The sequence below is a fragment of the Shinella sp. G-2 genome (assembly GCF_050172695.1).
GTDB lineage: Bacteria > Pseudomonadota > Alphaproteobacteria > Rhizobiales > Rhizobiaceae > Shinella.
This window is the reverse complement of the sequence record NZ_JBBEYH010000012.1, coordinates 45,067-58,216: the sequence shown is the minus strand read 5'-3', so window position 1 is coordinate 58,216 and position 13,150 is coordinate 45,067. Positions and strand designations below refer to the sequence as shown.

The window sequence follows — 13,150 nt, the reverse complement described above, 5'->3', positions numbered from 1 at the left end:
GTTTTCCTGGGGGATGTCCGGTTACTTGCCGCGCAGGCGGGGATGGATGGCGTTCTTCTTCCAGCTCAGATCCGCGTCGATCTCGCGGATTTCGAGCGACAGCGCGAAATGCGGCGTCTCGAAGAGGGGGGCGAGCAGCCGGCCGGCCGTCGCGAAGAGCGCGTCGCCGGTGCGCTTCTTCTCCTCCGCGCTGCGGCCCTTGCCGATGCGCAGATTGAGGTCGATGAAAGCGTTTTCCGGCAGGCGGTCGGCGATGGCATAGTGATCGGCGCGGAGCGCCCGGACCCTCGGGGCGCCGAGCTCGAAGAGGCCGGTTTCAAGCAGCGTCTCCAGAAGCCCGGTGCAAAGGGCATCGAAATCCGTGCGGCCTTCCAGATTGGCCGAATATTCCACTGTCAGATGCGGCATTCTTCCTCCCGGCATGCGACTTTTTATTTAACATGTTAAATATGAGGCCGCTTGTCAAGGGGCTTCTACCGCCTTCAGCCGCCGAAACTGCCGGCCTGGGTCGGCACATGCACGTAGTTGCGGTCGAAATAGAGCAGCGCATGCCCGTCGCGCCGGCTCCTGATGTCGACGACCTCACCGATGAGGATGTTGTGCGAGCCGACGAGCCTTGCTTCCGTCAGCGTGCAGTCGAAGGAGACGATGGCATCGGCCAGCGCCTGGTTGCCGGAGGCAAGGTTCGTCCATTCCGCGGCGGCATAGCGCGCCGCCATGTCCGCCTCGCCGCCCGCGAAGGAGGCGGCGAGCGTCTTGTGCTCCTGCGTCAGCACGTTGACGCAGAAGCGGCCGTTCTCGATGAAGAGGGCGGTCTGGGCCGAGCGGCTGTTCATGCAGACGAGCAGGGTCGGCGGCTCGTCCGTCACGGAGCACATGGCGGTGGCGGTGAAGCCGCCGCGCCCGGCCGCGCCATTCGTGGTGATGACGTTGACGGGCGCGCAGACCCGCGCCATCGCGTTGCGGAATTCCGTCCGGGAGATGGTGCTGTGCATGGTCCGGTCCTCACTCGGCGGCGTCGCGCACGGCGGCACCGCCGAGCGGCGGCAGCCAGGTGTCGCCGGTCCAGCCGGTCTCGTCGTAGTCGGCCATGCACTGGTCGACGAGGGCTTCCATTTCCTTCAGCCGCCCGCCGCGCTCGGCGCCCTTCAGCACCTGCAGACGGACTTCTTCCGGCGCGCCGGCATAGTTCAGCTCGTAGAGCGCATGGCGGCCGCCGAATTCCGTGCCGGTCGCATCCCACAGCAGCTTCATGATCTTGATGCGCTCGACATGGCCCATATTGTCCGAACCGCGGACATATTGCGCGAGATAGCGATCGATCTCGGGATTGGCGAAATCCTTCGCCGAGGACGGCAGGTAGATGAGGCCCGAGGCCACCGTGCGGCGCACGATGTCGATGACCTTCGGATAGGCTTCCGACATGAAGGTGCGGTAGCAGAGCGCGGCCTCCAGGTTCGGCAACACCGCGCCGCCCGCCCAGGGAATGGGGTTGTAGGCCATGGCGTTGGAGAAGGACCAGAACTGGTGGCGGATGGCGATCACCTCGCCGAGCATCGCCTGATTGCCGCGGAAGGCGTCGCCGCCGGTGGCGCGCAGCGCCTTGGCCAAAAGGCCGGCCAGGAAATCCATCTTCACGGCGAGGCGCGTGCAGCCCTGGAAGCAATAGCCGTGCATGAAGCCGGAGGCCGGGTGGAAGGAGAGGATCTTGGCCGCATCGCGCAGCACGAGCACGTCTTCCCAGGGCACGAAGACGTTGTCGAGCACCAGGATGGCGTCGTTCTCGTCGAAGCGCGAGGAGAGCGGATAGTCGAAGGGGTGGCCCGCGGTATTGGCTGTCTGCTCGTAGGAGACACGGCAGAACATCTTTATGCCCGGGGCGTTCATCGGCACGATGAACATGACGGAAAGCGAGGGATCCTCGGTGACGGTCGCCGAGCTCTGGGCGAGGAAGTTGTAATGGGTCAGCGCCGAAGAGGTAGCGACGACCTTGGCGCCGGAAACGTAGATGCCGGCGTCCGTTTCCTTCGTGATGTGCACGAAGACGTCCTTGACCGCATCGGCCGGCTTGTGGCGGTCGATCGGCGGATTGACGATGGCATGGTTCATGAAGAGCACGCTTTCCTGCGCGCGCTTGTGCCAGGAAAGGGCATTGTCCTTGAAGGGGCCGTACCAGTCGGCATTGGCGCCGAGCGTGTTCATCAGCGCGGCCTTGTAATCCGCCGTGCGGCCCATCCAGCCATAGGACATGCGCGCCCAGTCGGCGATGGCGCCCTGCTGGGCGACGAGATCGGCCGAGGAACGGGCGACGCGGAAATATTTGTGCGTGTAGCCGCCCGAGCCGGTGTCGGTCGGCGCGGTCAGCCGTTCCTGACGCTTCGGGTCATGCAGCGCATCGTACATGCGGGCGATGGAGCGGGCGGAATTGCGCATTGCGGGGTGGCTGGTGACGTCGGCGATGCGCTCGCCATTGATATAGACCTCCCGCCCGTCCCGCAGGCTCGCGAGATATTCGGCGCCGGTGAACGGCCGGCTCTTGTCGTTGCGATGATCTTCCGCGCGCATGGGCATCTCCTCCAAAATCCTGACAAACGCTAAGTCCGGCACGGCGTCCGCGCCATGGACAAAGCGGGCAATTCGCTGGTACTTTTTCCGGCATGATCATCCGCAACGAGGTTCCCGCCTTCTTCGTCTACGGCGAGCCGAGCCGCGCGCTCGACGTCGGCTTCCTGCATGTCGAAACGGTGATGGAGCGCAAGAGCTTGCATTTCGGGCAGGTTGCGCCGCACAAGCATCCGCTGATGGGGCAGATCACCTATTGGTTCAGGGGTGAGGGGCGCTACAAGATCGAGGATCGGACTTGGAATTTTTCCGCTCCGGCCGTCAGCTTCGTGCCGAGCAACGTCGTGCACGGATTCGATGTCGGCGAGGCGGCGGACGCCATCGTCGTCTCGGTCTCCGACGATCTTCTGCGGGCCATGGCGCCGCAGGTGGATCTCGCGCTGGATGCGCCGGTGCTGCTGTCCGGCGAGGCGGGGTCCGCCGACTGGATCAAGATCGGAGCCCTCCTGGAGATGGCGATGGCGGAGTATCGCGATGGCGCGGCCTCGAGCGAGCGGGTTCTGGCGGGGTTGATCGGCGTGGTGCTGTCGCTGATGGCCCGGCTCGGCGGTAATGTCGGTTTTGCCGCATCCTCGCCCGTGGTGGCGCTGGCGCTTGGCCTGCGTCGCGCCATCGACCGGCATTACCGCGAGGACTGGCCGGTCGCCCGCTATGTCGAAACGCTGGCGACGACGACGCATCTGCTCGACAAGGCGGCGCGCGCGGTGTTCGGCCAGACGGTGAAGGACATGGTGCTGGAGCGGCGCCTTCTGGAGGCCAAGCGCCTGTTGCGCTTTACCATCCGCCCGGTGGAGGACATCGGGCGGGAAATCGGTTTCGAGGACCCGGCCTATTTCTCCCGCTTTTTCCGCAGGCGGGCCGGCTTTTCCCCGACGGACTGGCGCCGGCAGCATTCGGAGGCCGCCGGCGCCTGACGGTCAGGCATCCTGCCAGGTCACGGCAAGCTCCTCGCGGAAAGCGAAGCGAACGAGGTGGCGGATCACCACGTCCTTGAGCTCGTCCATCTCCTCGGCTTTCGGCGCGACAAGATCGATCTGCAGGGCTGCGCTGTCGGCCGTCAGCCGGCATTCGCCGATCGAGAAGATGATTTCTCCCGCGTGGTCGTCGAACTTGACGGGGAGCTTGTGAGCGAAGTGCTTGCAGAGCTGCTGCAGGTAGCGGCTGGCCTGTTCGGTGGGAATGGCGGTCCTGCTTGTCGTCATCGGCTTTTCTCCACGGTCTGGGCGGCAAGGTCGAGGGCGGCGGCGATGGCCTCGGCGGCCTCGTCGCTGAGATCGCCGCTGCGAAGGCGCAGCCGCATGGCGAGTTTCAGGTTCTCCATGGCGCGCACGACGGGGGCGGGCACGCCCTCGCGGCGGCCAGGGCCCTTTCCGGCGCGGGCCATGAGGTCGTCGATGGCAGCGCGGTTGGCAGCAAGGAAGGCTTTGCCTTCCTGCGTGATGCTGTAGCGCTTGCGCCCGCCGTCTGCCGGTTCGATCACGGCATAGCCCATGTCGTCCAGCCAGGAGAGCGTCGGGTAGATGACGCCCGGGCTCGGGCTGTAGCTGCCGCCGAAGCGTTCCTCGATGGTCTTGATCAGTTCGTAACCGTGGCTCGGCGCATCGGCGATGATGGCGAGCAGCAGGAGCCGGAGTTCGCCATAGTCGAAGAGGCGCCCGCCGTGGCGGCCGCCCCGGCCGCGATGGAAGGGACCCGACCGGTCGTCGGGCGGTGAAAAGTGGCGGTGAGGGCCGCATCCCATTCTGTGTCTCATGTTGCCGATATAATTCCCGATATATCTGAATTCAAGATATATCGGGAATTATATCTTTCAAAAAATCGCGCGCATCGATATCGTCGTATTCAAAGGAATATAGCGATGGAGAAGGACATGGTCCGCTTGAACGAGATCCGCAAGAACGAGGTGGCGATCGCCCCGCCGGAAACGGTGGATGCGAGCCTCGTCTTCATCGGCCGGATTTCGACGCCCTGGACCTCGCGCATGGAAACGCCGCGCCAGGGACGCCATGACGGGCCGGTCTGCGAAATTGAGATCTTCGCGCCCTGGATCCAGGCACTGACGGGCGTCGAGCGTTTCGAGCGGCTGGAGGTTCTGTACTGGCTGCACCAGTCGCGCCGCGATCTCGTGCTGCAGAGCCCGGCGTCGAACGGCGAGGTGCACGGCACCTTCTCCCTGCGCTCGCCCGTCCGGCCCAATCCCATCGGCACCTCCATCGTCGCGCTGGAGAAGATCGAGGGCAACCGCCTCTTCGTGCGCGGCCTCGATTGCCTCGATGGCACGCCGCTGGTCGATCTGAAGCCGGATCGCACCCTCTTCAAGCCCATCGCCCCGCCGCAGCGGGGCGATTTCGAGACAGGTGAAGTGCCTATGTGCAAGAAGGTGGATGGTTAGGACCAACCGTCCTTCAGCCCATCCTAGTCGTCCACGGCCACCATCACGTCCGACGCCTTGACCACCGCATAGGCCTCCTGCCCGGCGACGAGGCCGAGTTCGTTCACCGCGTCATTGGTGATCGCAGCAGTGATGATGGATCCTCCGACATCGATGCGGACATGGGCCGTCGTCGCGCCGAGCACGACTTCGACGATCTTGCCCTTGAGGCGGTTGCGTGCGCTGATCTTCATGCATTTTCTCCTGTTCTCATGGAGAGGAGAATAGGGTGGCCCCGGCGGATTGGTAGGCGTGTCCCGGCAAGATCTGGCGCACCATCAATTCGTATTTGAATGGATCATTCTTCTGTGCCAGTCTCCCGCCTGCTTCAAGGAGGCCGGCATGATCATCGACACGCATCTGCACCTCATCTACCGCGACCGGCTCTCCTATCCCTGGCTTGCCGGCGTGCCGCCGCTCGATGCCGATTTCACCCATGATCTCTATGCGCGGGAGGCGCGGCGGCTCGGCATCGCGGCGGCGCTGCATATGGAGGTCGATGTCGCGGTGGACGACATGGCCCGCGAGACGGCGGTAATCGAAACGCTGGCGGGCGAGACCGGCAGCCTGATTGTCGGCGCCATAGCGGCCTGCCGGCCGGAATCGCCGGACTTTTCCGCCTATCTCGACACGGTCTCGGCCAATCCCTTCGTGCGCGGCTTTCGCCGGGTGCTGCATGTCATGCCGGACGATCTTTCCGAAGGGGCGCTTTTCCGGGAGAATATCCGGCGGCTGGCGGGCACCGGGCTCGCCTTCGATCTCTGCGTGTTGCCGCACCAGATCGGAAAGGCCATCGCGCTCGCCGATCTCGCGCCGGACGTTTCCTTCGTGCTCGACCATTGCGGCGTGCCCGATATCAAGGGTGGCGGCTTCGACGCCTGGAAGGGACCGGTCGCCGAGATCGCCCGCCGGCCGAATGTGACGGTCAAGCTGTCGGGGCTTCCTGCCTATGGCACGGAAAGCTGGACGCTTGAGGACCTGAAGCCCTATTTCGCCCATGTGGCTGATCGCTTCGGCTTCGCCCGCATGGTCTGGGGCAGCGACTGGCCGGTCTGCACGCTCGGCGGAGGGCTTTCCGCCTGGCTTGGCGCGACCCATGCGCTGCTGTCGTGTGTCAGCCCGGAAGAGAAACGGCGCGTTCTCTCCGAAAACGCCGCCCGGCTCTGGGCCGTTTCCCCAAAGGCCTGATCACCGCCAGCGCGCTGTCTCGGCGATCCATTCGCGCGTGCGCGCCTCGGGGTCGGCGTTCAGCGTGATATCCGTCACCACCGCCGCGCTGTCGGCGCCGTTTGCGAAGACGGCGGGCAGGCGATCCGGATTGAGGCCGCCAATGGCGACGAGGGGCAGGGAGCCGATGCGCGCCTTCCACGCCGCCAGCCGCTCCGCGCCCTGCGGCGCCCATTTCATCTTCTTCAGGATCGTCGGCCAGACGGGACCGAGGGCGATGTAGTCGGGCTCTGCCGCCAGCGCCGCCTCCAGTTCCGCCTCGTCATGGGTGGAAAGGCCAAGCTTCAGGCCGGCGGCACGGATGGCGCCGACATCGGCTTCGGCAAGATCCTCCTGCCCGAGATGCACGAAGTCGCAGCCCTCCCCGATGGCGATCCGCCAGTAGTCGTTGACGATGAGCTGGCAGCCCTCTGCCGCGCAGATGGCCTTCGCCCGGCGGATTTCCGCCCGCAACCTGTCTTCCGGCAGATCCTTCATGCGCAGTTGCACCAGGCGGACGCCGATGGGAACGAGACGATCGATCCAGTCGGCGCTGTCGACGATGAGGTAGAACGGGTCGAGTTTCATGCGAAGACGGCCTTTCCGATGACGGGGGTGGAGGGTACGGCCATGTCGCGCGGCTCGAGCGGCACGGCATTGCGCGCCAGCCGGCCCGCCTCGATGGCGTGGGAGAAGGCCTCGGCCATGGCGGCGGGATCGCCCGCCCCGGCGACGGCGGTATTGAGGAGGACGGCATCGTATCCGTATTCCATCACCGCGCAGGCGTGAGACGGTCGGCCGATGCCGGCATCGACGATCAGCGGCACATCGGGGAAATGCGCCCGGAAGGCGCGCAGCGCCATCGGATTGACCGGACCCATGGCCGAACCGATCGGCGCGCACCAGGGCATCAGCACCCTGCAGCCGGCCTCGAGCAGCCGTTCCGCCACGACAAGGTCGTCCGTCGTATAGGGAAAGACCTTGAAGCCCTCCTCGCCGAGGATGCGCGCGGCCTCGACGAGGCCGAAGACATCGGGCTGCAGCGTGTCGTGATGGCCGATGACCTCCAGCTTGATCCAGTCGGTGCGGAAGATCTCGCGCGCCATCCTGGCCGTCAGCACCGCCTCCTTCGCGCTGTGGCAGCCGGCGGTGTTGGGCAGCACCTGGACGCCGAGGCCGGCGATGAGGTCGAAGAAGGCGCCGCCGGCCTTGCCGCCGGCAGTCTCCCGCCGCAGCGAGACGGTGACGATCTCGGTCTTCGAACGCCGCACCGCTTCCGCCAGCACGGAAGGGGAGGGGTAGCGCGCGGTGCCGAGCAGCAGGCGGGATTTGACCGAGGCGCCATAGAGTTCCAGCATTTTCAGCCTCCCTGCATGGGCGAGAGGATCTCGACCCGGTCGCGCGCGGCAAGCGCGAAGCCGGCGCGATCCTCGCGGTGCACCAGCTCGCCATTGACGGCGGTCGCCAGCCAGTCGCCCTCGTAGTCGAGGGCGGCAAGGAGGTCGGCGAGCGTCGCCGCGGCAATCTCCTGTTCCTCGCCGTTGACGATGACGGTCATGATGCTCTCCTTTGCGGCTGCTGCTGTTCGGCAAGCAGCCGGCGCGCCACTTCGCCCGCCATGGCCGGGGCGAGCAGGAAGCCGTGCCGATAGAGACCGTTGACGTGGAGGATGCCGTTCTCCTCGCTGACGCGGGGCAGGTTGTCGGGATAGGCGGGGCGCACGCCCGCGCCGACTTCCGTAAGTCGTGCCTCACCAAAGGCAGGATGCAAGGCATAGGCGGCGTTCAGCAGCTCCATCAGCGAGCGGGCGGTGACGGGGCCGGCATCGCCACTTTCGATCATGGTCGCGCCCACCATGAAGCGGTTGCTTTCGCGCGGCACGATGTAGATCGGGTGGCGCGGATGCAGCAGGCGGACGGGGCGGGACAGCCTTATCTCCGCCGTTTCCAGCATCAGCATCTCGCCGCGCACGCCGCGAAGCGTGGGCAGGCGGCCGACCTGTGCCGCGCCGGTGCAGTCGATGGTCCTGTCGTGGCGACGGGCATCGCCTTCCGTGCCGAAGAGAAGCGGCATGCGCGCCTCTTCCAGCGCCGCGGCCAAGGCGGACAGTGCCTGCCGCGGATCGAGATGGGCTTCCTGCGGGAAGAAGAGGGCGGTGCGGAAGCGGCCGGCCAGGTCCGGCTCCAGCGCGGCGAGCGCCGCCTCGTCCAGCCATTGCCAGCCGCTGGTGCGGGCCGCGAAGCGATCGAGCTCGCCCGCATCACGGCCGCCGGCGACGACCAGCGTTCCGCGGCGATGCACCGCGCCCGGCAAGGCGGCGTCCCACCAGTCGGCGGCGTGGCGGCCGAGCGCCAGCACCGGTTCTTCCGCGCTTTCCCGCTCGCACCACGGTGCGAGCATGCCGCCGGCAAAGCCGGAGGCGCCGAGGCCGGCCCTTTCGGCGCGCTCGGCCACCGTCACCTCGAAGCCGTGACGATAGAGCTGCCAGGCGGTGGCAAGGCCGGCGACGCCGGCGCCCTTGACGAGGATGCGCATGGTCATTCTCCCGCCAAAGGCATGTAGAGGTCGCCGCCTTCGCGGAACTTTGCCGCCATCGCTTCCAGCCCCTCCTTCTGCGCTTCGGCGCGGATATCGTGCGAGATGCGCATGGAGCAGAATTTCGGACCGCACATGGAGCAGAAATGCGCGACCTTGTGCGCTTCCTTGGGCAGCGTCTCGTCATGGAAGGCGCGGGCCGTCTCCGGGTCGAGCGAGAGGTTGAACTGGTCCTCCCAGCGAAACTCGAAGCGGGCGCGCGACAGCGCGTCGTCGCGGATCTTCGCCGCCGGGTGCCCCTTGGCGAGATCGGCGGCATGGGCGGCGATCTTGTAGGTGATGACGCCGACCTTCACGTCGTTGCGGTCGGGCAGGCCGAGATGTTCCTTCGGCGTGACATAGCAGAGCATGGCCGTGCCGAACCATCCGATCATCGCCGCGCCAATGCCCGAGGTGATGTGGTCATAGCCGGGAGCGATGTCGGTCGTCAGCGGCCCGAGCGTGTAGAAGGGCGCCTCGCCGCAGGTCGCAAGCTGCTTGTCCATGTTCTCTTTGATCTTGTGCATCGGCACGTGGCCGGGGCCTTCGATCATCACCTGGCAATCCCTGGCCCAGGCGATCTGCGTCAGTTCGCCGAGGGTTTCCAGTTCGGCGAACTGCGCGGCGTCGTTGGCGTCGGCGATCGAGCCGGGGCGCAGGCCGTCGCCGAGCGAGAAGGAGACGTCATAGGCGCGGCAGATGTCGCAGATCTCTTCGAAATGCTCGTAGAGGAAGCTCTCCTTGTGGTGATGCAGACACCACTTGGCCATGATGGAACCGCCGCGCGAGACGATGCCGGTGACGCGGTTCACGGTGAGGGGGATGTAGTGCAGCCGCACGCCGGCATGGATGGTGAAATAGTCGACGCCCTGTTCGGCCTGCTCGATCAGCGTGTCGCGGAAAACCTCCCAGGTCAGGTCCTCGGCGATGCCGTTCACCTTCTCCAGCGCCTGGTAGAGCGGCACGGTGCCGATCGGCACCGGCGAGTTGCGGATGATCCATTCGCGGATGTTGTGGATGTTGCGGCCGGTGGAGAGATCCATCACCGTATCGGCGCCCCAGCGGATCGCCCAGACCATCTTCTCCACCTCTTCCGCCATGGAGGAGGTGACGGCGGAATTGCCGATATTGGCGTTGATCTTCACCAGGAAGTTCCGGCCGATGATCATCGGTTCGGCCTCCGGGTGGTTGATGTTGGCCGGAATGATCGCCCGGCCGCTCGCGATCTCCTGTCGGACGAATTCCGGCGTGACGAAGTCCGGCACATGTGCGCCGAAGCTTTCGCCGTCGCGGACAAGAGCCTCCTTTGCGGCCTGGCGGCCGAGGTTCTCGCGGATGGCGATGAACTCCATCTCCGGTGTGACGATGCCGGCGCGGGCATAGGCGAGCTGGGTCACGGCCCTTCCGCCCGTGGCGCGGCGCGGCTGATTGCGGATGGGAAATTCGGGCGTCAGCCGCTCACCGGTGGCAAAGCCGTTGTCCTCCGGACGGATATGGCGCCCCTCATAGGCTTCCGTGTCGCCGCGGGCGGCGACCCAGCTTTCGCGAAGACGCGGCAGACCGCCGTCGATGGAAACGACATGGGCCGGGTCGGTATAGGGGCCGGAGGCATCGTAGACCGTGACAGGCGGTTCGCCGGAGGTTGGGTGCAGGGCGATCTCGCGCATGGGAACGCGGATATCCGGATGCTGCTCGCCGGGAATGTGGATCTTCCGCGAGGCGGGGAGGGCGCCGGTGGTGACGGTGGGGGTGATTTTCTGGGCGGCAATATTCATCGGTGAGGCTCCAAGTTGCGGTTTGGAGACCCAGTCCTAGAGCCGGAATGATGGAAGGACGCCGATGCGGAATCCGGGTTGCGGATTGCTGCCACAGCGCTTGCACCGTCCCTACGCCAGTATGAACTGGATCAGGTTCAACGGGTCACTGCGCTGCGAATGCCAGCAGTATCTCAGCCCCTTGTCGGGACCCCCCTGGTGAATGTCTCAAGCAAAAACGCTGCCGGGCGATTTGTCAACGGGGAGATTTAAAGTAAGCATAAACTTACCTTTTATTGCGCCGCAACGCCGTCCGTTCCGCTCTTCTCGCGCCTGACACGTGTGTCTTGCCCTCGGAGGATGCCGGTCAGATTCCCGGGAGCAAAGCGCGGGAAGGACGCGGGCTGGAGGAAAGGAAGACGCAAACGAAAACGGCGGGGCGTTGCCCCGCCGTTCCCGTTGAAATCGTTGGGAGAACTATTCGCGCTCGCCTGTGAAATTCAGGAGAAGCTGGAAGATGTTGACGAAGTTCAGATACAGCGAAAGCGCACCGAACACGGCCATCTTCTGCTGCGACTCGTGGCCGAGGTTGTCGGCATACTGTTCCTTGATGTTCTGCGTGTCCCAGGCGGTAAGGCCGACGAAGACGACGATGCCGATGACGGAGATCGCGAACTGCAGGGCGCTGGAGCCCAGGAAGATGTTGACGATCGAGGCGATGATCACGCCGATCAGGCCCATCATCAGGAACGAGCCGAACTTGGCGAGGTCACGCTTCGTCACATAGCCGTAGAGGCTCGTCGCGCCGAACATGGTGGCGGCGATGAAGAAGGTGCGGGCGATGCTCGTGCCGGTGAAGACCAGGAACACCGAGGCGAGCGACAGGCCCATGACGGCGCAGAAGGCCCAGAAGGTCATCTGCGCGGCGCTGGCCGACATCGTCTGGATCTTGAACGAGAAGAAGAAGACGAAGGCGAGCGGCGCCAGCATCACCACCCACTTCAGCGGCGAGGAGAAGATCGGCACGTAGAGCGCCGGCGTCGAGCCGACGACGAAGGCGACGATGCCGGTGATGACGAGGCCGAGGCCCATATAGTTGTAGATGCGCAGCATGTGCTGGCGCAGGCCCTCGTCGAAGAGGGCGGCCGACTGCGCCTGCGCGCCATAGCCAAATCGCTGTTGTACGGGTTCCATCGAATATCTCCTTCTGGAAACGGTTGATCAGTAGAGCGTGCGGGAGAGGTCCCGCGCGGTTTCGGTGAGGTCGTCGGCCTTGCGGCTTTCCGACACGAGCGCATAGGCGACGTCGCCGATCTGCCAGTAGGCGGCGCGGGCATTGTCGGCATGGAAGAGCAGGACATGCTGCACGGCAAAGGAACCGGGTCTGACGGCGAAGAGCGACAGCCGCTCGTCCTTCCGCGGTTCCAGCACGAGTTCGACGCTCGGCCCGAAGGCGGAGGGGAAGACCTGCGTGTCGATGACGGTCCAGCCCTTTGGCAGGTCCGGCAGCACGATGGCCGTTGCCGAGCGGATTTCGGCGGGATCGAAGGTTTCGGTTTCCGGCTGCGAGGCCATGGCATCGCGCAGAAGCGTCGTCTTGTGCGCCCGCACGGCCTCTTCCACGAAGGCCGGCGGCGGGGTGGAAGCGACGACCTCCGTCGCCCCGAAGGGGCCGAGCACGGCATGGGCCGTCCAGCCCGCGGCGACGAAGAGCGCGATCGTTGCCGCGCGGCGGAAGATGGAGACGAAACGGCGGCGCGACAGCGCACGCTCGAGCAGGCGCGCGGCCTCGCGCGTCTCCTGCCGCGTCACAGTGCGGTGGTCGGCAAGCGCCAGGCGCAGTTCGTCGCGCACGCGCAGATCCTTCATGATCTGTGCGGCGACCTCCGGCCGCTCGGAAAGAAAGGCCTCCACCTCGATGCGCCGGCCGACGGCGAGCTGGTCGTCGACATAGGCGTTGAGATCGGATTCGAGGATGGGGTCATTGCTTGTCATCGCCGGTACCTCCGACAATTCTGAGATGGGTGACGGGCGCGGCGGCGCCATTCTGTTCGAAAGCGCGCAGCCGCTGGCGGGCGCGGGCGATGCGCGACATCAGCGTGCCCACCGGAATGCCGAGCGTTTCGGCCGCCTCCTGATAGGAAAGCTCCTCGATGGCGACGAGATGCAGCGCCTCGCGTTGCTCGTCCGGCAGGGCGAAGAAGGCGTTGCGCAACTGCGTGAGGCGCACTGAATGATCCTGGTTCGCCGGCACGGAAGTTTCCGCGATCTCGGCCGCCGCATCATGCCGGCGCTCCTGCGAACGGCGCTGGCGCAGGCGATCGATATGGGCGTTGTGCAGGATCGACATCAGCCAGTTGCGCACACTGGCGCCGGTACGAAAGGTCGACTGGCGTTCATATGCTTTCACCAGCGCATCATGCACAAGGTCTTCCGCCTCGTCCGGATTGCGAACGAGCGAGAGCGCATAGCGCCGAAGCGCTGCGAGCTGTCCGATCACGTTGAAGCCGGGTGTCTTTCCGTTCATGCCCCAGTATACGAAAGCCGGTCGAAACTCATTCCA

Annotated in this window: 17 protein-coding genes and 1 riboswitch; of the genes, 3 read left to right on the top strand and 14 right to left on the bottom strand. The window is 65.5% G+C overall.

Annotated features, from left to right (window positions below):
• Nucleotides 1–21: 21 nt before the first annotated feature.
• The 3 genes from V8U06_RS18140 to V8U06_RS18130 all read right to left on the bottom strand — a co-directional run bounded on the left by V8U06_RS18140 (nucleotide 22) and on the right by V8U06_RS18130 (nucleotide 2,565).
• Complete coding sequence (locus V8U06_RS18140) at nucleotides 22–408, bottom strand: 5-carboxymethyl-2-hydroxymuconate Delta-isomerase (RefSeq protein ID WP_427141857.1); 387 nt, start codon at nucleotides 406–408, stop codon at nucleotides 22–24.
• Between the two features lie 74 nt (nucleotides 409–482).
• Nucleotides 483–995: a flavin reductase gene (locus tag V8U06_RS18135; protein ID WP_427141856.1), complete on the bottom strand. Its 513-nt coding sequence runs from the start codon at nucleotides 993–995 to the stop codon at nucleotides 483–485.
• A 10-nt stretch (nucleotides 996–1,005) separates the two neighbouring features.
• Nucleotides 1,006–2,565 carry a 4-hydroxyphenylacetate 3-hydroxylase N-terminal domain-containing protein gene (locus V8U06_RS18130; RefSeq protein ID WP_427141855.1) on the bottom strand — a complete coding sequence of 520 codons (1,560 nt, stop codon included), beginning with the start codon at nucleotides 2,563–2,565 and terminating at the stop codon, nucleotides 1,006–1,008.
• Between the two features lie 92 nt (nucleotides 2,566–2,657).
• Here V8U06_RS18130 and V8U06_RS18125 point away from each other — a divergent pair, with 92 nt between their 5' ends.
• Nucleotides 2,658–3,536, top strand: coding sequence for a helix-turn-helix domain-containing protein (locus V8U06_RS18125; RefSeq protein WP_427141854.1), 879 nt, complete (start codon nucleotides 2,658–2,660; stop codon nucleotides 3,534–3,536).
• Between the two features lie 3 nt (nucleotides 3,537–3,539).
• Here the strand turns inward: V8U06_RS18125 and V8U06_RS18120 are convergent, their stop codons facing one another.
• Both V8U06_RS18120 and V8U06_RS18115 read right to left on the bottom strand, forming a co-directional pair.
• The gene (locus tag V8U06_RS18120) at nucleotides 3,540–3,824 is read right to left on the bottom strand and encodes a DUF2218 domain-containing protein (RefSeq protein WP_427141853.1); all 285 of its coding nucleotides are present in this window, start codon (nucleotides 3,822–3,824) and stop codon (nucleotides 3,540–3,542) included.
• Entirely contained in the window at nucleotides 3,821–4,363 is a 543-nt protein-coding gene (locus tag V8U06_RS18115) for a PadR family transcriptional regulator (protein WP_427141852.1), read from the bottom strand. The genes V8U06_RS18120 and V8U06_RS18115 overlap by 4 nt, the downstream gene beginning before the upstream one ends.
• 129 nt (nucleotides 4,364–4,492) lie before the next feature.
• On the opposite strand from V8U06_RS18115, the gene tsaA reads away from it, so the two are divergent.
• Nucleotides 4,493–5,014, top strand: coding sequence for a tRNA (N6-threonylcarbamoyladenosine(37)-N6)-methyltransferase TrmO (tsaA, locus tag V8U06_RS18110; protein ID WP_427141851.1), 522 nt, complete (start codon nucleotides 4,493–4,495; stop codon nucleotides 5,012–5,014).
• Nucleotides 5,015–5,037: 23 nt separating this feature from the next.
• On the opposite strand, the gene V8U06_RS18105 is transcribed toward tsaA, so the two are convergent.
• Entirely contained in the window at nucleotides 5,038–5,247 is a 210-nt protein-coding gene (locus V8U06_RS18105) for a TOBE domain-containing protein (RefSeq protein ID WP_226917748.1), read from the bottom strand.
• 148 nt (nucleotides 5,248–5,395) lie between these two features.
• Here V8U06_RS18105 and V8U06_RS18100 point away from each other — a divergent pair, with 148 nt between their 5' ends.
• Nucleotides 5,396–6,241, top strand: a complete 846-nt coding sequence (locus V8U06_RS18100) for an amidohydrolase family protein (RefSeq protein WP_427141850.1) — start codon at nucleotides 5,396–5,398, stop codon at nucleotides 6,239–6,241.
• Here V8U06_RS18100 and V8U06_RS18095 read toward each other — a convergent pair whose 3' ends face one another.
• From V8U06_RS18095 to V8U06_RS18060, 8 genes are all read right to left on the bottom strand, one after another.
• Nucleotides 6,242–6,847: a thiamine phosphate synthase gene (locus V8U06_RS18095; RefSeq protein ID WP_427141849.1), complete on the bottom strand. Its 606-nt coding sequence runs from the start codon at nucleotides 6,845–6,847 to the stop codon at nucleotides 6,242–6,244.
• On the bottom strand, nucleotides 6,844–7,617 hold the full coding sequence (locus V8U06_RS18090; protein ID WP_427141848.1) for a thiazole synthase: 774 nt from the start codon (nucleotides 7,615–7,617) through the stop codon (nucleotides 6,844–6,846). The genes V8U06_RS18095 and V8U06_RS18090 overlap by 4 nt, the downstream gene beginning before the upstream one ends.
• Nucleotides 7,618–7,619: 2 nt before the next feature.
• The gene (thiS, locus tag V8U06_RS18085) at nucleotides 7,620–7,817 is read right to left on the bottom strand and encodes a sulfur carrier protein ThiS (RefSeq protein WP_226917752.1); all 198 of its coding nucleotides are present in this window, start codon (nucleotides 7,815–7,817) and stop codon (nucleotides 7,620–7,622) included.
• Nucleotides 7,814–8,794, bottom strand: coding sequence for a glycine oxidase ThiO (gene thiO / locus V8U06_RS18080; RefSeq protein ID WP_427141847.1), 981 nt, complete (start codon nucleotides 8,792–8,794; stop codon nucleotides 7,814–7,816). The genes thiS and thiO overlap by 4 nt, the downstream gene beginning before the upstream one ends.
• 2 nt (nucleotides 8,795–8,796) lie before the next feature.
• A complete protein-coding gene (gene thiC, locus V8U06_RS18075; RefSeq protein ID WP_427141846.1) occupies nucleotides 8,797–10,608 on the bottom strand; it encodes a phosphomethylpyrimidine synthase ThiC in 1,812 nt (603 codons plus the stop codon).
• Between the two features lie 90 nt (nucleotides 10,609–10,698).
• Nucleotides 10,699–10,815: riboswitch (TPP riboswitch) on the bottom strand.
• A gap of 249 nt (nucleotides 10,816–11,064) precedes the next feature.
• The gene (locus V8U06_RS18070) at nucleotides 11,065–11,781 is read right to left on the bottom strand and encodes a Bax inhibitor-1/YccA family protein (RefSeq protein ID WP_226917755.1); all 717 of its coding nucleotides are present in this window, start codon (nucleotides 11,779–11,781) and stop codon (nucleotides 11,065–11,067) included.
• Nucleotides 11,782–11,808: 27 nt separating this feature from the next.
• Nucleotides 11,809–12,582 carry an anti-sigma factor family protein gene (locus V8U06_RS18065; protein WP_226917756.1) on the bottom strand — a complete coding sequence of 258 codons (774 nt, stop codon included), beginning with the start codon at nucleotides 12,580–12,582 and terminating at the stop codon, nucleotides 11,809–11,811.
• Nucleotides 12,569–13,114: a sigma-70 family RNA polymerase sigma factor gene (locus V8U06_RS18060; RefSeq protein WP_427141845.1), complete on the bottom strand. Its 546-nt coding sequence runs from the start codon at nucleotides 13,112–13,114 to the stop codon at nucleotides 12,569–12,571. Before V8U06_RS18060 ends, V8U06_RS18065 begins: the two co-directional genes overlap by 14 nt.
• Between the last annotated feature and the right edge of the window lie 36 nt (nucleotides 13,115–13,150).